Here is a 17,816-nt window from a genome sequence, read left to right as displayed (position 1 = left end):
TCCTGATGTGCCCCCTTGTTCGTTATGGCTGGTGGACCTCTTCCACCCGCACCCGCAGCTGTCCCTCTGCAAGCTGGGTGACCAGCGTCTGGCCGGCATCGACCTGGGCGGCCCGGCTGATCACCTCACCGTTTTGGGTGCGGGTGATGGAGTAGCCGCGGCCCAGGGTGGCGAGCGGGCTCACCCCATCGAGGCGGGCACTGAGCATGGCGAGGCGGTGGCTCGCCAGATCCTGGCGCTTGGCAATGAGGGCATGAAGCCGCTCCTCGGCCAGCTGGTGGCGACGCTTGCCGGCGGCCAGCAAGCGCTCCGGGCTCTTGCCCTGCAGGCGCAGCTCCAGATTGGCGAGGCGCCGCTCACCTTGATGCAATCTGTGGTTCATCAGCTGCTGCAAACGGGTGGAGAGCTCGTCGAGGCGCTGGGATTGCTGCTCCAGCCGCCGCTTCGGATCCTGATGGTCGAGCCGCTTTTGCAGCAGGATGAAATCGTGGCGGGCCGCGGTCTGCTGGCGGTTCATCGCCTGCAGCAGTTGCTGCTTGAGATGGGCGAGGCGCTGGGCACGGGCGCTCTGATCCGGCGCCACCAGCTCGGCCGCCGCCGACGGGGTCGGGGCGCGCAAGTCGGCGGCAAAGTCGCTGATGGTGACGTCCACCTCGTGGCCTACCGCGCTCACCACCGGGATGGCGGAGTGGGCGATGGCGCGCGCCACCGCCTCTTCGTTGAAGCACCAGAGATCTTCGAGCGACCCGCCGCCGCGCCCTACGATCAGCACATCCACCTCGGCGCGGCGGTTGGCCAGGGCAATGGCAGAGACGATCTGGCCGATGGCGGCGCTGCCCTGTACCTGGGTCGGGTAGATAAACACCGGCAGATCCGGCGCGCGCCGTTTTAGCACCGTCAGCATGTCATGGAGGGCAGCACCGGTGGCGGAGGTGATGAGGCCCACCGCCCGCGGTTCGCGAGGCAGCGGTCGCTTGCGCCCCTCGTCGAACAGCCCCTCGGCGCCAAGGCGGCGCTTGAGCTCTTCAAAGCGCAGCGCCAGCACACCGTCGCCTGCCGGCTGCATCGATTCGATGATCAGCTGGTAATCGCCGCGCGGCTCATAGAGGGAGACCCGCGCCTGCACCAGCACCTGCATGCCATCCTGTGGGCGAAAGGCCACCCGCCGGTTGTTGCCCTTGAACATGGCACAGCGCACCTGGGCCGACATGTCCTTGAGGGAGAAGTACCAGTGGCCGGAGCTTGGCATCGCCAGGTTGGAGAGCTCGCCGGTCAACCACACCAGCCCCAGATCCTGCTCCAGGATCATGCGCACGGCGCTGTTGAGGCGGGTGACGGTAAAGACCTGCTGTTGTCTGCTTTGACTCGGTTCGTTGCGGTAGTTCAAGGCTGGTCCTGCACTGTGTGCCCCGTTTTGGGGGAGGGGGCATAAATCAATGGCGCTATCTTAACGCAGTTCGGGGCGAACGCCGAGCGGCGCAGCCCCTGTCGGGTTCAGCGTGCGTCCGGATCCTGAGGCTGCGCCCGGGCCTGAACGGCCGAGGGGATGGCCTGGCTGGTCACCAGCCAGACCGAGAGGCAGACGACCAGGCCCCCCAGCACGAAGCCCTGGTTCAAGGTCTCGCCCAGCACCAGCGCGCCCCACAAGATGCCAAAAGGGGGAATGAGGAAGGTGACGGTGAGGCTGCGCAGCGGGCCGATATCGGCGATCAGTCGAAAATAGAGCAGGTAGGCGAGGGCGGTGCAGACTATGCCGACCGCCAGCACACTGGCCCAGGCGGTGGGCACGGCCCAGTCGACCGCGGGGCCGGCCGTCAGCTGGTAAGCGAAAAAGGGCAGCAGGAACAGGCTGGCACCCAGCTGGCTGCCAAAGGCCACCAACTTGGCATCGAGCCCGCCGCGATGGGTGATCCAGCTGCGGGTGAGAAAGCCGGCGAGGCCGTAGCAGGCGGTGGCAAACAGGCAGGCCAGCACCCCGGGCAGCAGATGCCCATCGGCACTCACCTCGCCAGTAGTCGTGATGAGGCTGATCCCGATCACCCCCAATACCACCCCCAGCCACTTGCGCCTATCAAGGCGCTCGTTGAAGCAGGAAAAGCCGATGAGGGCCCCCATCAGCGGCGTGGTGGCGTTGAGGATGGCCGAGTAGCCGGCCGGCAGCCAGAGGGCGGCGATGGCGTACATCAGAAACGGAATGGCGGAGTTGATGACGCCGAGCAGCATGGCGGACTTGAGCTTGCCCTGAAACCCCATGGGGGCGCGCAGCAGCAGAAGCATGACGGCAAGCCCGATGAGGGCGAACAGGACCCGCAGGAAGGTGGTGTTGACGGCGCCGAATGCCGGGGCGGCGATGCGCATGAACAGGAAGCTGGCGCCCCAGATGGCGGCCAGCAGAAGCAGGCGCCCATAATCGGCAGGTTTCATGGTGTCGTCCTTGCGGTGATGGTCGCCAATATTGGCGCTGCATCGGCATGATGCCGACAAGGTGCCTGTGCTGGCAACTGCCAGGATGGCAGCAGGGCATCCAGGCCCTGGCGTACTGGCGTGTGGGTGACGGGAGCGTTACGGCTCCGGCTGGCTCACGAAGGCAATCTTGTGCAGGCCGTGCTGGGAGGCCTGCGCCATCACCCTGGCGATGATGCCGTACTCCACCTTGCGATCGATGCGCAGCTGGATCTCGGGCAGCTCCCCCTCGGCCTGGCCGGCGCTCTCCATTCTGGCGAGCAGGGCGGCCTCGTCGACCTCCTGATCGTTCCAGTAGATCGTGCCGGCGCCATCGATGGCAAGATTGATGTCCTGCTTGTCTGGCTGGTTGAGCTGGCTGCTGGCCTCTGGCAGCTCGAGCTTGACCGCGTTGGTGAGCAGTGGGGCGGTGATCATGAAGACGATGAGCAGCACCAGCATGACGTCGATCATCGGGATCATGTTGATCTCGGAGAGGGGTTGATCGTCCCCTTCGTCCGACAGTTTACCAAATGCCATCAGCCGCGCCCCTCTCTGGTTTTCCGCTCCATCAGCGGAGTGACCTTGGTGGTAGCGACCTGCTCGCAGCCGGTTACCAGCTGGGTGAACAGATCGTGGCCAAACTCCTCCAGCGCCGCGAGCCTGAGGCGATTGCGCCGCACGAAGAAGTTGTAGATGAGCACGGCCGGCAGGGCGACCGCGAGGCCGAAGCCGGTCATGATCAGCGCCTCGCCCACGGGGCCGGCGACCTTGTCCAGACTGCTCTGGCCGGCGGCGCCGATGGCCAGCAGGGCGTGGTAGATGCCCCAGACGGTGCCAAACAGCCCGATGAAGGGGGCCGCCGAGCCCACCGAGGCGAGGAAGGCCAGTCCCTGTTCCAGCCGCACCCGCTCCTGGGTGATGGCCCGGCGCATGGCGCGCAGCAGATATTCATCCGGCGAGCCCAGTTTGCAACTGACCGCATGTTTCTCGGCCCGGTTCAGCTGGGCCACGGCCGCCAGCGCGGCGCCGGTCAGCCGGCCATAGGCCTCCTGCGGCGGCAGGTGGGCCAGCTGGCGCTCCATCTCCTGCACGCTGTCATGCTGCCAGAAATTGGCGACGAAGCGGGCGTTGAGGCGTTGTTCCCGCTGTGCGAGATAGCCCTTGAGCAGGGCGTAGTAGCAGGTACCAAGGGACATCAATACCAGCAGGATGAAGGGGATCAGCCCCACGCCGCTGTTCTGGCTGAGCAGGTGGGCGATGCCCATGCCGTTGCTTGCGATTTCAGGATCCATGTTCAAGCCCTTAATTTGAAAATGATGGTGACTCTTGCCGAGGCCTCGATGGCCACGTTGTTCTGTCTGGCAGGAATGAATGTCCAGTGGCTGACGGTCTTGCGGGCCGTCATGTCCAGCCGCCGATAGCCGCTGCTCTTGGCCACCTCCACCGAGGCGGCGGTGCCCTCGGCCGTCACCCGCACATTGAGGATGACCTGCCCCTCTTCTCCCCGTCGTCTCGACTCATAGGGGTATTGGGGCTCGGGGTTGTTGAGCCGTGCATCGCGGGCGATGGGGGCGCTGTTGCCCGCGCCGCCGCCAGCCTTGAGGGCAGGATGCTGACTGGCACTTTCGCCGCTCGCCTGTGCGGCCGTTGCTGCCGTCGCAGGGGCGGATGCAGTGATCGGCGGTTGCGGACTGCTCACCGGCATGACCTTGGCGGGCTGCACCGGCGGGGTGCGGTGTTTAAGCGGCTTGACGCTCTTTTTGACTGGCTTGAGCGGCTGTTTTTTGGGGGGCGGCAGCGACCTGGCCTTTTGCTGCACTTTTTGTATTTGCTGCGCTGTGGTAGCAGGGGCGGGGGCCGCCTTGGCAGGAGCGTCATTGGTTGCAGCTTCGCCGACCCAGCGGGCCGACAGGGTCAGCGGCAAGGGCGGGGTGATGGGCGCAGGCTGGTGCGCATAGAGCCACCAGAAGGCGGCAAGATGCAGGGCGATCGCGATGGCAAGGCAAACGAGACGGGCGGTGTCGGGATCGTTGGCGGGCAGTGTTGGTCTCGGGCTGCAGGCGTCCATCACTGGGCTCCCTGACGAGTCTTCATATTCATACTCAAACGGCTGGTGTGAGGGCGCCAGAACCGGCGCCGATGCCGCAAGCTTGCCCGACGAATAGCTCATCAAACAATAACTATTATCAATCGTGTTTTAATCGTAACAGGATGAAAAACCGGGAGATAAGCATCGACACCTTGTTCCCTTTGCCACCTCACAGGTTGCAACGCCGCCTTCTGGTAATGAGTGGCGGCAGCGGGTTACAGCTCCAGCAATACCCCGAGCTCCACCACCCGGTTGGCAGGAATATGGAAAAAGTCGGTGGCCTTGAGGGAGTTGCGGTTCATCCAGACGAACAGGCCTTCCCGCCAGCGCGCCATGCCGGGCAGATCGGTGCTGACCAGGTGCTCGTGGGAGAGGAAGAAGGAGGTCTTGGCCATGGTGACCTTCAGATCCTCCTGGGCGCAGGCCTGGAAGATCTCCTCCATGGAGGGCACCTCCTTGTAGCCGAAGTGGGCGACCACCTGCCAGAACCCCTCGCCAAGGTGGGTGAGTTCGATGCGCTCCTTGAAGGAGAGCCAGGGCTCGTCCTTGATCTGAACGGTCAGGAAGATGACCCGTTCGTGCAGGATCTTGTTGTGTTTGAGATTGTGCAGCATGGCGTGGGGTACCACCTGCACCGATTTCGAGAGAAACACGGCGGTGCCGGGTACCAGCAGTGGCGGGTCTGCCTGCATGTTGTCGACAAACCCTTTCAGCGCCAGTGACTTGTGTTCCAGCTTGTCGAGCACCAGCTCCCGTCCGCGCTTCCAGGTGGTCATCACCAGGATGGCCAGCAGCGCAAACAGGATGGGGAGCCAGCCACCGGCCAGAAACTTGGTGGTATTGGCGGCAAAGAAGGTGACATCGACCAGCAGCAGCGGCGCGCATACCAGCGCAATGAGCCAGCGCGACCACTTCCAGCGGCGGGCGGCCACCACCATCAGCAGCAGGGTGGTCAGTGCCATGGTGCCGGTCACCGCGATGCCGTAGGCGGCCGCCAGGTTGCTTGAACTCTGGAACCAGAGGATGACGATGACGATACCCCCCAGCAGCAGCCAGTTCACCAGCGGCAGGTAGATCTGGCCTATCTCGTGCTCCGAGGTGTGGCGGATCTCCTGGCGCGGCAGGTAGCCGAGCAAGATGGCCTGGCGCACCACCGAGTAGGTGCCCGAGATCACCGCCTGAGAGGCGATGACGGTGGCCAGGGTAGCGAGGATCAACAGGGGAAAGGCCAGCCAGGAGGGGGCGAGCAGGTAGAAGGGATTTTCGATGGCGGCGGGATTGCGCAGCAGCAGGGCTCCCTGGCCGAAGTAGTTGAGCAGCAGAGCCGGCATCACCAGAGAGCCCCAGGCCAGCCGGATGGCACCACGGCCAAAGTGGCCCATGTCGGCATAGAGCGCCTCCGTGCCGGTGACGCAGAGCACGACCGCCCCCAGGGTGATGAAGGCGACACCCGGTCGGCTGGCCATGAAATCGAGGGCGTAGAGCGGGTTGATGGCTTGCAGGATGGCGGGATTCTGCCCGATCTCATAGGCCCCGAGCGCCGCCAGCACCCCGAACCAGAGCAGCATGACCGGGCCGAACAGGCGGCCGATGCCGGCGGTGCCGTAATGCTGGGCCCCGAACAGGATCACCAGTACGGTGAGGGTGATGGGCAGCACGAAGGGCGCCAGCTCCGGGGTGATCACCTGCAACCCTTCGACCGCCGAGAGCACCGAGATGGCGGGGGTGATCACCGCATCCCCGATGAAGAGCCCGACACCGACCAGACCCAGCATCATGAGCAGGGCGCGCGGCTTGGCCGGGAGGCGGCGGGAGGCCAGCGAGGCGAGGGTGAGGATCCCCCCTTCTCCCTTGTCGTCGGCCCGAAGCACCAGCAACACATATTTGAATGAGACCACGATCATGATGGTCCAGAAGAAGAGGGAGACGATGGAGAGGATCCCCGCCGGCGTAGGTTGCAGGCCCAGGTGTCCGGCGAAGCTCTCCTTGAGGGCATAGAGCGGGCTGGTGCCAAGATCGCCATAGACGACCCCCAGTGCCGCCAGGGTTATGGCCATGCGCCCTTGCGGGTGTCCGTGATTCATCATGAAATTCCATTTCAATTCAGAATGTTAATCATGATACGCAGGCGCCGGCTCAAAGCAAACCCGCGCCGTGAAAAGGTCACTTAGCTGAACGTGCCAACCCGGGTGAACCAGTTCGGATACGGCGCAGCTCGGCTTAGTTGTTGACGAACTTGCCAGGGGCGAGTGACCCGGTTTGCGAGGGCGCTCGACAGGTGCCAACGGGTCTGCAAAGGGGGAAGGGTTGCGGGGGGGCCTGAAAAAATTAAACGGGGGCTTTTTTGCATAAAACCGCAATGAGGCAACTCTTTTGCCTGCAAACGGCCGTTTTATGACGAAAATTGTTGGGTTTTTAGCGTCTTGGCGGCTGAAAAGGTCAAAACGCCATAAAAAATTCAAAAAACTTCTTTACCAGTGACCAATGCGTGAGTAAACTTCGTCGGCAATATTTTACACCCCCACTTCCTCAACGGTGAGATATTGCCATGCTCAGGATTGCCAAAGAAGCGTTAACCTTCGACGATGTACTGTTGGTTCCCGCCCACTCCGAAGTTCTTCCCAATACTGCCGATCTGCGTACCAAGCTGACCTCTGCCATCAGCCTGAACATCCCCATGATCTCCGCTGCCATGGACACAGTGACCGAAGCCCGTCTGGCTATCGCACTGGCCCAGGAAGGCGGTATCGGCTTTATCCACAAGAACATGTCCATCGAGCAGCAGGCTGCAGAAGTGCGCAAGGTCAAGAAGTACGAGAGCGGCGTGGTCACAGATCCCGTCACCGTACGCCCTGACCTGACCATCGCCCAGATCAAGGAGCTGAGCCACAAGAACGGTTTCGCCGGCTATCCGGTGGTGACCGAAGGCAACCAGCTGGTGGGCATCATCACCGGTCGTGACGTGCGCTTCGTGACCGATCTCTCCCAGACTGTCGAACAGATCATGACCCAGAAGGATCGTCTGGTCACCGTGCGTGAAGGGGCGCCTCGTGAAGAGGTGGTCGGCCTGATGCAAAAGCACCGTATCGAGAAGGTGCTGGTGGTCAACGCCGACTTCAAACTCAAGGGCATGATCACCGTCAAGGACTTCCAGAAAGCCGAGCGCAAGCCGAACGCCTGTAAAGATGACAAGGGTCGTCTACGGGTCGGTGCCGCCGTCGGTGCCGGTGCCGGCAACGAAGAGCGCGTCGCCGCCCTGGTGGAAGCCGGTGTGGACGTGCTGCTGATCGACTCCTCCCACGGCCACTCCCAGGGCGTGCTGGATCGCATCAAGGCGACCCGTGAAGCCTACCCTGATCTGCAGATCATCGGCGGCAATGTGGCGACTGCCGCGGGCGCCAAGGCGCTGGCCGCTGCCGGCGTCAACGCCGTCAAGGTCGGTATCGGCCCGGGCTCCATCTGTACTACCCGTATCGTGACCGGTGTGGGCGTGCCCCAGATCACCGCCATCTCCGACGCCGTCGACGCGCTGGAAGGCACCGGCATCCCGGTGATTGCCGATGGCGGCATCCGCTTCTCCGGTGACGTGGCCAAGGCCATCGCCGCGGGCGCCAGCTGCGTCATGGTAGGCTCCATGTTTGCCGGTACCGAAGAGGCACCGGGCGAGATCGAGCTCTATCAGGGTCGCTCCTTCAAATCCTACCGTGGCATGGGTTCTCTGGGCGCAATGTCCAAGGGCTCCAGCGACCGCTACTTCCAGACCGACAACGCCGCCGACAAGCTGGTGCCGGAAGGGATTGAAGGCCGCGTGCCGTACAAGGGCCGTCTCAAAGAGATCATCCACCAGCAGATGGGCGGCCTGCGCTCCTCCATGGGGTTGACCGGCAGCGCCACCATCGACGACATGCGCACCAAGGCCGAATTCGTGCGCATCTCGGGCGCCGGGATGAAAGAGTCCCACGTTCACGACGTGACCATTACCAAAGAAGCCCCCAACTATCGGATGGGCTGATAAAACGGGGCTGCGGCCCCGTTTCTCCACCGCTTTTTTATCCCGTGCTTTTTGTGACAACAGCAGCCTGATGCAGGAATAAAATGACTAAAGACATTCACCAGCACCGTATCCTTATCCTCGACTTCGGTTCCCAGTACACCCAGCTGATCGCCCGCCGCGTGCGCGAAATCGGCGTCTACTGCGAACTGTGGGCCTGGGATGTGACCGAAGAGCAGATCCGCGAATTCAATCCGAGCGGCATCATCCTCTCCGGCGGCCCCGAGTCCGTCACCGAAGCGGGCAGCCCGCGCGCCCCCGAGTATGTGTTCAACGCCGGCGTGCCGGTGTTCGGCATCTGCTACGGCATGCAGACCATGGCCGAGCAGCTGGGTGGCAAGGTGCAATCCTCCACCGAGCGTGAGTTCGGTTACGCCAAGGTGGAAGTGCTGGGCAACTCTGGCAAGACCAGTGCGCTCTTGCGCAACATCGAAGATGCCATCGCCGACAACGGCAATGCACTGCTGGATGTCTGGATGAGCCATGGCGACAAGGTCACCACCATCCCGGCCGACTTCACCACCATCGCCCAAACCGCCACCTGCCCGCACGCCGCCATGGCCAACGAGGCCAAGCGTTTCTACGGCGTGCAGTTCCACCCGGAAGTGACCCACACCCGTCAGGGTGCCCGCATGCTGGAGCACTTTGTCAAAGACATCTGTGGCTGCGAATGCCTGTGGACCCCGGCCACCATCATCGACGACGCCGTTGCCCGCATCCGCGAGCAGGTGGGTGACGACGAGGTGATCCTGGGCCTCTCCGGCGGGGTGGACTCTTCCGTAGTCGCCATGCTGGTGCACCGTGCCATCGGCGATCGCCTGACCTGCGTCTTCGTCGACAACGGTCTGCTGCGCCTGAACGAAGGTCAGCAGGTGATGGAGATGTTTGGCGATCACTTTGGTCTGAACATCGTCAAGGTCGATGCCGAAGAGCGCTTCCTCTCCGCCCTGGCGGGTGAAGATGAACCGGAAGCCAAGCGCAAGATCATCGGCCGCGTCTTCGTCGAAGTGTTCGACGATGAAGCGAAAAAGCTGAAAAACGCCCGCTGGCTGGCGCAAGGCACCATCTATCCGGACGTCATCGAATCTGCTGCCAGCAAGACCGGCAAGGCCCACGTCATCAAGTCTCACCACAACGTCGGCGGCCTGCCGGAAGAGATGAAGATGGGACTGGTCGAACCGCTGCGCGAGCTGTTCAAAGACGAAGTGCGCCGCGTTGGCCTCGAGCTGGGTCTGCCCTACGACATGCTCTACCGTCACCCGTTCCCGGGCCCGGGTCTGGGCGTGCGGGTGCTTGGCGAAGTGAAGAAAGAGTACTGCGACCTGCTGCGCAAGGCCGATGCGGTGTTTATCGAAGAGCTGCGCAAAGCCGACCTCTACAACCAGGTCAGCCAGGCGTTCGCCGTGTTCCTGCCGGTGCGCTCCGTTGGCGTCATGGGCGATGGTCGCAAATATGACTGGGTCATTGCGCTGCGCGCCGTCGAAACCATCGACTTCATGACCGCTCACTGGGCCCACCTGCCGTACGACTTCCTCGGTCACGTGTCGAACCGCATCATCAACGAGATCAACGGCATCTCCCGCGTGGTGTACGACGTCTCCGGCAAGCCGCCCGCAACCATCGAATGGGAATAAGCGGCTAACGCCCTTTCGCCCTTCAAGCATAAAAATGTAAAAAAGACGCCCTTGCGGCGTCTTTTCTTTTTCCAATCGTTTGCGCCTCACTTTTCCCCTCGCTAGCCGCTTTCTCGCCTCCCTGCCTCTGTCATATCTGACAGGGGGTGTTTTATGGATCTCGCACTAGGCTCAGCCATGCCAATTGAGACCGATTCTGTGAGGCGAGGGTCGTGGCAGCAGGGGAGGGTGGCGACAGCAACGCCTTTATGTGCACTGTCGACACCGGACATACCAAATCTGGTATGGCACCCGGTGGAGTCCGGACACCACTTGAATAAACGGGGCGGAACCCGAACAGCCAAACGAGTAGGGACAAGAGATCACGGAGGGTTTGTTATGTCAGAACAAGCAGTGTTGTTGGGCGGATGGACTGCCTACCACAAGCTGAGCGCCAAAGATCAGGCCGTATTCAACCAGGCACTGGAAGGATTTGTCGGGGTGCAGTACACCCCCTTTGAAGTCTCCACCCAGGTCGTCGCCGGTACCAACTACCGCTTCAAATGCAAAACTACTGTGCCGCTGCCCAACCCGATCCACGGGGAAGCCGTGGTGCAGATCTTCCAGTCCCTGGATGGCTCGGCCCATATCACCTCCATCACCCCGATCTGATTGGGTTGCGGGCAAGGCGGGGAGAGGGATAGCCTCCAGCCAGTTGGCTCCAACGCCCAGCAATAAGAAAGGCGCCTTAGGGCGCCTTTCTTATTTTTGATTTATGTCAAATAAATATTCTTGCTATAGATTTAGTTAATAAATGGATAGCATTATACTAGCGCGATAGAATTATTTCGGATTATGAATAAAAATTCATTAAGGGGATGGGATGGAAAATTACCTATATAACTATGAGGCTGAGATAGATGTAATAGTTCACGATTATGAACGGTTTGTCTTACAGACGCATAAATTCCCACATCTAGGGCTTTTTCGACAAGGGAATGCAATCTTCATTGTTATTGAAAATGTCAGTGATAGTGATGTTGAGATACTATCTAAAGATTATAATGATAATTATAGAGCCATATGTAATCCTGCACCTCTTATTGTTCCTTGTATAAGGGAAGGTTTTGAAAAAGTTGAATTGCGTGAATCATGGAGGAAAATAAACCAACATGGCTATCCGTATACTTACGCTGAGATAGAAAATGAACTATATATGATGTTGCCAAAGCGATTTCAGCCATTTAGGTTTGATTACAAAATGGCTACAGGGAAATTTAATTTGGAACTTGAGGTGCTCCCCTCTGCTGATGATGTTTTAGAAATAGAAATTATTTTATCTGATTTAGGGTTGGATAATTATGAATTGGTAATAAATGTAAATCCAAACTTAAAGAAAGAGATAATTTCTCATACGATTAGAGAGAAGGAACTTATGGGGGGGATGGATTTTCTTCCACATAATCTAATTATTAAGGCATCAGGTTTGATTGATAGAGAAATGCCTAAGATTATACTCGATAAATATGAGGAGGATGAGGAGTTCTGGGTCGATCAACGTTTGAGTATATTAAGAGAAACAAGTTTCAATCGAAGTGATATTTCACAGTTAGAAGATCTTAATGACAGCAGTTTATGTTTCATAGATGCTACACATCATGACAGAGGAAACTTGAGGACATATCTATCTCTTTATAGAACAGTATTCATATCTCTTCCACAAAAAACTTCTTCAACTAGAAAAAGCTTTTTTGAAATGTTCGAAATAAATGAGTTCGAATTGAAAGTGTTGATAGAGAATGGGCGCCTCAAATTCAGTATCATAGATAATATAGAGCTATACCCTTTAGATTTGATTGCATATATTTTGGATGTAGACCCAAAGGCTATCATTTTTCCAAGAAGCATAACTGCATCGTGTTTACTGAGCATGAGAGATAGAACAGGGCTGTTAGGTTTTTCTTATACAACAGATGAGCAATTCCGATTTTTAAATTCACTTCATCTATCTAATTCAAAAAGTGCATCCGAAATAGCTGGTGCGCTAGCTAATTCTTGGAATGGAATGGAGCGTATAGTTAATCAAAATGGGTTACTATTGATTGGCCATTTGGGTATTGGTGGATTAATAAGTGAAATGTATTTCGGGGGAAAAGGTAGCGATATTCCACTTTTCAGCTCTAGTTATGAAATATCTCAAGGATTAGGTGCCCATTACTTTCCGTATGAGAGTGAAAATGAATCTAGATATGCTAAAGCAGCAGAACTAGTTGGTTCAATCTATCATGGAGTAAATATGCATGCACCTCAAATAAAAGAAAATAAGCTTAAAGAGTTGCTTAGTAGTATTTATGCGATAAATAACGACATGAGCATTCTTGAGCTTGATAGAGTTTTTTCACACAAAGAGATTCCATTTGCAACTGATATATTAAATGACCTTTCTAAGTTAAGTGAAGAAGAAGTAAACTATAAAATACTTCAACTAAAAGATAGTATTAATAAATTGGAGAAAAACCAACAACGTTTATCTGCATTGGATTTTAGCGGCCTAATTGGTGGGGTTGCAAGTATGTATAGTGGTGAACCTGTTGTTAGTTTGCTTGTTTGGGGGCTAACTGCAACTAATAGATATATAAATTTTACTCAAAGTGATACTGAGCTTTTTGCTCGCCTAGTTGCTATAAACAATAGGGTAAGCAAAGATGTTGTATTGATAAAAAACGCACGCAATAAAATATCTAATATGATGTGATATATATTAATTGCGGGTTTTACAGTTCTGGTTATCACAAGAAATCGTACTGTACAGATCTAGTTATCAACTGACACCGGCCTCAATCCGGTGCTTTGTGTTCGCTGCCAATTCGCATTTCCTTCGTTCTCATTGCTGACCTCCTTGAAAATATTGTGGGGTGTCATCTCCACACTAATCCGTCCTTTAGTGCCGTAGTGCAATGAAATTTGACCGCCATTTTTGAGCCTTATACCCCGTACAAAAGCCGCTCTGAAAACGGTGCAATGCGCTGCGCTTATTGCACCCTACGTGTTTCGTCAATCCGCTAGGATGGTGTTGCTAATCTCCATGCCTCGCCAAGGCAATAAAGGGGCGATCTGCACCCCGACTCTTCTCATGCTCCCGCTTTATATCACTGCCTGCTCGTCCGGCATGGTTTGATAGTTTGCTGACTCACCACCAACACACCAGTTTCTCCCCCATCAGGCCGAGCAGAAAAAGGCCAGGTTCACTCATACCTTGCCGTTTCCCAGGCGTGTATCGCCTGCTTACGGGTCTCGCCCCAGTGATAGCCGCCGAGTTTGCCGTTTTGCTGGATGACCCGGTGGCAGGGGATCATCAAGGCGACGGGGTTGGCGCCCACCGCCAGCCCCACGGCGCGGGCGGCCTTGGGGTTGCCGACAGCGCTCGCCACCTGGGCGTAGCTCACTACCTTGGCGGGCGGGATCTGCAGCAGCGCCCGCCAGACGCTGATCTGAAAGTTGGTGCCGCTCACGTGCAAGGAGATGGGGCGATCCGGTGCCTTGCTGCCATCGAACATGGTGTGGATGACCCCCTGGGTGCGTGATGGTGCCTCCCTAAGTTCTGCCTCTGGCCAGCTCTGGGCGAGAGCGGCCAGTGGCGTCTGTGGCGCCTGGTCATCGAGAAATGAGAAGTTGCATACCCCCCGCGGGGTCAGAGCGACAAACGCCTGGCCGAAGGGGGTGTCGTGCACCCCGTGATCGATAACCAGCCCGGCCCCGCGCTGCTTGTACTCGCCCGGCGTCACCGCTTCGAGCTGCACGAAGTGATCGTAGAGCCGCGAGCCGCTGCTCAGGCCCAGGGTATCGGCCACCTCCAGCAGCGGGCGCGATTCCTGCAGCAGCGCCTTGGCCCGCTCCAGGGTCAGTACCTGCAGATAGCGTTTGGGGGTCACCCCGGCCCAGCGGCTGAACAGCCGCTGGAAGTGAAAGGGGCTTAAGTGAACGTGCGCCGCTATCTCGTCCAGGGTGGGCTGGCGCGCCACCTGGCTTGCGATAAAACGGATGGCATCGGCGATGCGGGCGTAATCAGACATAAGGCGCTCTCACGATAAGTTTGCAGCCGCAGGATCTTGGATGCGACAAGGTCATGTGCGACAAATAGATACCCCACCATCGGCCAGCAGGGCAATGCCGGTGGTAAAGCTGGATGCATCGGACGCGAGATAGAGGGCTGAGCTGGCGATCTCCTCCGGTTGGGCCAGCCGTTTGAGGGCATGCATATTCTGCACAAAGGCGAGGCTCTCCGGGGTATCGGTAAAGGCCCGTCCCATGGGGGTGTCGGTGCCCCCCGGCAGCAGGGCGTTGACCCGCACCCCTTGTGCCCCATATTCGGCAGCCAGCACCTGGGTCAGGCCAATCAGGCCGGCCTTGCTCGCGGCATAGGCCGCCATGCCGGGCAGCCCCAGGGTATGGCCGACGAAGGTAGAGGTAAAGATCAGCGAGCCGCCCCCGCGTGCCTGCATGGCGGGGATCTGGTACTTGGCCCCCATAAAGGCGCTGGTGAGGTTGGTATCCAGGGTCTCCTGCCACTGTGCCAGTCCAAGCGCCGGCACGCTGCCCGGTGTCCCCGTGCTGCCGGCGTTGTTGAAGGCGATATCGAGTCCGCCGAAACGGGTCAGTGCGAGATCCACCAGGGCGCGGGCGTAAGTCTCGCTTCTGGCGTCTCCCGCCAGGCTCACCGCCTGGCCCCCCTCGTGGCGGATCTCCTCCACCAGCAGATCCAGCTCGAGCTGGCGGCGGGCGCCGACGACGACGCTGGCCCCTTCCCGGGCAAACAGGATGGCGCTGGCGCGGCCGATGCCGGAGCTGGCGCCGGTGATGATGGCGACCTTGTTGGACAGTAATGACATGGCAGTTCCCTCGCAGGTGTGTTGTGCGGGCGCACAGGATTGGTAATGGATTCGACCCTCAATAGGCTCGACCCCACTCTGGTTCGGCTCCACTATGGCAACCGGCCCTCGCAGACACGACCCGGATCTTGCTCTCTTTACCCCCTATCACGGCACCGTGCGCTGGTGCCGACCCTTGCGGCAACAAAACAGGGGATCTTCGGCCGTCATTCTCTATAATGCCCCCTCATTTTTTGACTGCCGGTTTGACTGCGGGTCCATACCGACAGCGCCGTTGGCCGCGAGCCGGCCACCCCGATAGAGACGATGTCATGCATACCCTGGAACAGCTGCGCGCAGGTGAACTCTGCGGCGCCCGCCACCTCAAACTCGCCGAAAACCTGACGGAGTTCCCGCCCGAAATCTTTAGTCTCAAAGAGACGCTGGAGGTGCTGGATCTCACCGGCAACCAGTTGAGTCGGCTGCCTGACGAGTTGGCCGAATTCAGCAAGCTGCGCATCATTTTCTGCTCCGAAAACCGCTTTACCGAGCTGCCCGAGGTGCTGGGGCGCTGCCAGGCGCTCACCATGGTGGGCTTCAAGGCCAACCAGATCGCCACGGTGCCCGCCGCGTCGCTGCCGGCGGGGCTGCGCTGGTTGATCCTGACCGACAACGCCATCGAGCAGCTGCCCGACGAGCTGGGTCAGTGCGAGGCCCTGCAAAAGCTGATGCTCTCGGGCAACCGCCTGCGCGAGCTGCCGGCAACCCTCTCCAACTGCCAGCGTCTGGAGCTGGTGCGCATCGCCGCCAACCGGCTCGACGCGCTCCCGCATTGGCTGGTGAGCCTGCCGCGCCTCGCCTGGCTGGCGTATGCGGGCAACCCCTTTAGCGACAAGCAGGAGCAGCGACTAGGCCAGTGCGCCTCGGTGGCCGACATTCCGTGGGCTGAACTCAAGGTGGGCGAGCTGCTGGGGCAGGGGGCATCCGGTGTCATCCATCGCGCCGAGCTGGCCACGCCGGCGGGGCCGCGGGCGGTGGCGGTCAAGTGCTTCAAGGGGGCCGTGACCAGCGATGGGTTGCCCCGCTGCGAGCTGGCGCTGTCGCTGGCGGCCGGTCGTCATCCCCATCTGGTCGGGGTCGAGGGGCGGGTGGGCGATCACCCCTCCGGCATCCCGGCGCTGGTGATGGCGCTGATAGACCCTGATTTTATCAACCTGGCGGGACCGCCGAGCCTGGACTCCTGTACCCGCGACATCTACCCGGCCGATGCTCGCTTTACCCCGGCTGCGTTGCTGGCCATGGCGCAGGGGGTGGCGAGCGCTGCGCTGCATCTGCACGGACGCGGCATCCTGCACGGCGATCTCTACGCCCACAACATGCTGCACTCCTCGCAAGGGGAGGGGCGGCTGCTGCTCGGGGATTTCGGTGCCGCCTCCTGTTATGAGCGAACCGATGGTGAGCTGGCCGGCTTGCTGGAGCGACTGGAAGTAAGAGCCTTCGGCTGCCTGCTGGAAGAGCTGCTGGCCCGCTGCGCTCCCCGTGACAACAGGCTGGATGCCCTGCATGTGCTGGTGGATGACTGTCTCGCCGAGGTAGTGGCGACGCGCCCCGACTTTACCGAGATTGCAGCCAGGCTTGCTGCGGTGGCGGCGGTCATCTGCGCCGAGCCAGTCTTGCTCTGATCCGGCTCGCCCTGCCGTCTCTGTCGTAAGCAGGCGAGCAAGAGCAGGAGTGGATGACAAAAAGATGTCAAAAGGGGGCCTTGGGGCCCTTTTTTGTTTTGCCGCGTTTTTTTGGGCAAAAGTTACGGCTGCCGCCTTGTTGGTGCTTGCGTGTGCCGGGCTAAGTTGTGATATTGAGGCATCTTTACATGACAGGGGTTACTGGATGGAAGCGGCATTTTGGCATCAGCGTTGGGAAGAGAACCGGATCGGCTTTCATCAGGCGGATTTCAATCGCTGGCTGCAATCCTGGTGGTCGGCCCAGCAGCAGGGCGAGCCCGTGCTGGTGCCCCTGTGCGGCAAGTCCCGCGACATGCTCTGGCTGAGCGGGCAGGGTCATCCGGTCGACGGGTTCGAACTCTCGTCCGTCGCCATCAACAGCTTTTTCAGCGAGAACAAGCTGAGTGATACTGTGAGTGCCGAGGGGCCCTATCAGTGCCATCAGCACGACAGCCTGCGCATTTATGAGGGGGATTTTTTCGCCGCCCCTGAACTTGGCCGCCGTTATCGGCTGGCCTACGACAGGGCGGCTCTCATCGCGCTGCCGACCGCCATGCGCCGTCAATATGCCGAGCTGATGAGCCGGCTTATCGAGGCGGGTGGTCAGATCCTGCTGGTGACCCTGGAGTATCAGCCGGAGCAGCAGCGCCAGCCGCCGTTCTCGGTGGGGGAGATGGAGGTGCGCACCCTGTTCGAGCGCCACTTCCAGGTCGAGGTGCTGGGGCGAGCGGCGGAGCTCGATCACCCCAGGGTGCTGTCGGGCCAGCTCTCCTACTTCGACGAGGTGGCCTACCGGCTGGTGCGCCGTCCAGAGGCCTGACCAAAAGCGTGAGCTGAGGCCATAAAACTGGCCATAAAGCTGCAGCTGGTTGACTCTTTATTACCTCCTTTGACATAGATCAACGTGACAAGGGAGGGGAGTGCCTAAGATGAGCCTGTTTCTCAATCACTGTTGTCATCGGCAGGCGCGCTCTGGTTTGGGACTGCCCGCCGACCATCAACTCAGTGTCTGATTTTCACGCTCATGTT

Annotated in this window: 14 protein-coding genes; 6 read left to right on the top strand and 8 right to left on the bottom strand. The window is 59.4% G+C overall.

Annotation, left to right across the window (positions count from 1 at the left end):
- Positions 1-22: 22 nt before the first annotated feature.
- The 6 genes from xseA to ACB033_RS09340 all read right to left on the bottom strand — a co-directional run bounded on the left by xseA (position 23) and on the right by ACB033_RS09340 (position 6,618).
- Complete coding sequence (xseA, locus tag ACB033_RS09365; RefSeq protein ID WP_139724781.1) at positions 23-1,387, bottom strand: exodeoxyribonuclease VII large subunit; 1,365 nt, start codon at positions 1,385-1,387, stop codon at positions 23-25.
- 107 nt (positions 1,388-1,494) lie between these two features.
- Positions 1,495-2,424 carry a DMT family transporter gene (locus ACB033_RS09360; RefSeq protein WP_139724783.1) on the bottom strand — a complete coding sequence of 310 codons (930 nt, stop codon included), beginning with the start codon at positions 2,422-2,424 and terminating at the stop codon, positions 1,495-1,497.
- 138 nt (positions 2,425-2,562) lie between these two features.
- Positions 2,563-2,982 (bottom strand): biopolymer transporter ExbD, encoded by a 420-nt coding sequence (locus ACB033_RS09355; protein WP_139724785.1) that lies wholly within the window; start codon positions 2,980-2,982, stop codon positions 2,563-2,565.
- The gene (locus ACB033_RS09350) at positions 2,982-3,737 is read right to left on the bottom strand and encodes a MotA/TolQ/ExbB proton channel family protein (RefSeq protein WP_139724787.1); all 756 of its coding nucleotides are present in this window, start codon (positions 3,735-3,737) and stop codon (positions 2,982-2,984) included. Before ACB033_RS09350 ends, ACB033_RS09355 begins: the two co-directional genes overlap by 1 nt.
- A 2-nt stretch (positions 3,738-3,739) precedes the next feature.
- A complete protein-coding gene (locus ACB033_RS09345; protein ID WP_139724789.1) occupies positions 3,740-4,513 on the bottom strand; it encodes an energy transducer TonB in 774 nt (257 codons plus the stop codon).
- Between the two features lie 236 nt (positions 4,514-4,749).
- Positions 4,750-6,618, bottom strand: a complete 1,869-nt coding sequence (locus ACB033_RS09340) for a potassium transporter Kup (RefSeq protein WP_042050545.1) — start codon at positions 6,616-6,618, stop codon at positions 4,750-4,752.
- 464 nt (positions 6,619-7,082) lie between these two features.
- Here ACB033_RS09340 and guaB point away from each other — a divergent pair, with 464 nt between their 5' ends.
- From guaB to ACB033_RS09320, 4 genes are all read left to right on the top strand, one after another.
- Entirely contained in the window at positions 7,083-8,546 is a 1,464-nt protein-coding gene (gene guaB, locus ACB033_RS09335; RefSeq protein WP_005301581.1) for an IMP dehydrogenase, read from the top strand.
- An 83-nt stretch (positions 8,547-8,629) separates the two neighbouring features.
- A complete protein-coding gene (gene guaA, locus ACB033_RS09330) occupies positions 8,630-10,219 on the top strand; it encodes a glutamine-hydrolyzing GMP synthase (protein WP_016350936.1) in 1,590 nt (529 codons plus the stop codon).
- Positions 10,220-10,597: 378 nt separating this feature from the next.
- Positions 10,598-10,870 carry a hypothetical protein gene (locus ACB033_RS09325; protein WP_010633780.1) on the top strand — a complete coding sequence of 91 codons (273 nt, stop codon included), beginning with the start codon at positions 10,598-10,600 and terminating at the stop codon, positions 10,868-10,870.
- A 211-nt stretch (positions 10,871-11,081) separates the two neighbouring features.
- Positions 11,082-12,953 carry a hypothetical protein gene (locus ACB033_RS09320; protein WP_139724791.1) on the top strand — a complete coding sequence of 624 codons (1,872 nt, stop codon included), beginning with the start codon at positions 11,082-11,084 and terminating at the stop codon, positions 12,951-12,953.
- 490 nt (positions 12,954-13,443) lie between these two features.
- Here ACB033_RS09320 and ACB033_RS09315 read toward each other — a convergent pair whose 3' ends face one another.
- Positions 13,444-14,271 (bottom strand): bifunctional transcriptional activator/DNA repair enzyme AdaA, encoded by an 828-nt coding sequence (locus tag ACB033_RS09315; RefSeq protein WP_139724793.1) that lies wholly within the window; start codon positions 14,269-14,271, stop codon positions 13,444-13,446.
- Positions 14,272-14,322: 51 nt separating this feature from the next.
- Positions 14,323-15,087, bottom strand: a complete 765-nt coding sequence (locus ACB033_RS09310) for an SDR family oxidoreductase (protein WP_162519833.1) — start codon at positions 15,085-15,087, stop codon at positions 14,323-14,325.
- Positions 15,088-15,398: 311 nt separating this feature from the next.
- On the opposite strand from ACB033_RS09310, the gene ACB033_RS09305 reads away from it, so the two are divergent.
- Positions 15,399-16,748 (top strand): leucine-rich repeat-containing protein kinase family protein, encoded by a 1,350-nt coding sequence (locus ACB033_RS09305; protein ID WP_371140477.1) that lies wholly within the window; start codon positions 15,399-15,401, stop codon positions 16,746-16,748.
- Between the two features lie 205 nt (positions 16,749-16,953).
- The gene (locus ACB033_RS09300) at positions 16,954-17,607 is read left to right on the top strand and encodes a thiopurine S-methyltransferase (RefSeq protein ID WP_016350923.1); all 654 of its coding nucleotides are present in this window, start codon (positions 16,954-16,956) and stop codon (positions 17,605-17,607) included.
- Positions 17,608-17,816 lie beyond the last annotated feature (209 nt).

Source organism: Aeromonas sp. S15(2024) (genome assembly GCF_041402265.1).
In the GTDB taxonomy this organism is placed as follows: domain Bacteria; phylum Pseudomonadota; class Gammaproteobacteria; order Enterobacterales; family Aeromonadaceae; genus Aeromonas; species Aeromonas dhakensis.
The sequence above is the reverse complement of the archived record's forward strand: the minus strand, read 5'-3'. Positions and strand labels throughout refer to the sequence as shown.

Bases quoted from the DNA above. Each gene is read 5' to 3' on its own strand.
- ACB033_RS09360 (WP_139724783.1), bottom strand. From the start codon at position 2,424: ATGAAACCTGCCGATTATGGGCGCCTGCTTCTGCTGGCCGCCATCTGG.
- ACB033_RS09355 (WP_139724785.1), bottom strand. From the start codon at position 2,982: ATGGCATTTGGTAAACTGTCGGACGAAGGGGACGATCAACCCCTCTCC.
- ACB033_RS09350 (WP_139724787.1), bottom strand. From the start codon at position 3,737: ATGGATCCTGAAATCGCAAGCAACGGCATGGGCATCGCCCACCTGCTC.
- ACB033_RS09345 (WP_139724789.1), bottom strand. From the start codon at position 4,513: ATGGACGCCTGCAGCCCGAGACCAACACTGCCCGCCAACGATCCCGAC.
- ACB033_RS09340 (WP_042050545.1), bottom strand. From the start codon at position 6,618: ATGAATCACGGACACCCGCAAGGGCGCATGGCCATAACCCTGGCGGCA.
- guaB (WP_005301581.1), top strand. From the start codon at position 7,083: ATGCTCAGGATTGCCAAAGAAGCGTTAACCTTCGACGATGTACTGTTG.
- guaA (WP_016350936.1), top strand. From the start codon at position 8,630: ATGACTAAAGACATTCACCAGCACCGTATCCTTATCCTCGACTTCGGT.
- ACB033_RS09325 (WP_010633780.1), top strand. From the start codon at position 10,598: ATGTCAGAACAAGCAGTGTTGTTGGGCGGATGGACTGCCTACCACAAG.
- ACB033_RS09320 (WP_139724791.1), top strand. From the start codon at position 11,082: ATGGAAAATTACCTATATAACTATGAGGCTGAGATAGATGTAATAGTT.
- ACB033_RS09315 (WP_139724793.1), bottom strand. From the start codon at position 14,271: ATGTCTGATTACGCCCGCATCGCCGATGCCATCCGTTTTATCGCAAGC.
- ACB033_RS09310 (WP_162519833.1), bottom strand. From the start codon at position 15,087: ATGTCATTACTGTCCAACAAGGTCGCCATCATCACCGGCGCCAGCTCC.
- ACB033_RS09305 (WP_371140477.1), top strand. From the start codon at position 15,399: ATGCATACCCTGGAACAGCTGCGCGCAGGTGAACTCTGCGGCGCCCGC.
- ACB033_RS09300 (WP_016350923.1), top strand. From the start codon at position 16,954: ATGGAAGCGGCATTTTGGCATCAGCGTTGGGAAGAGAACCGGATCGGC.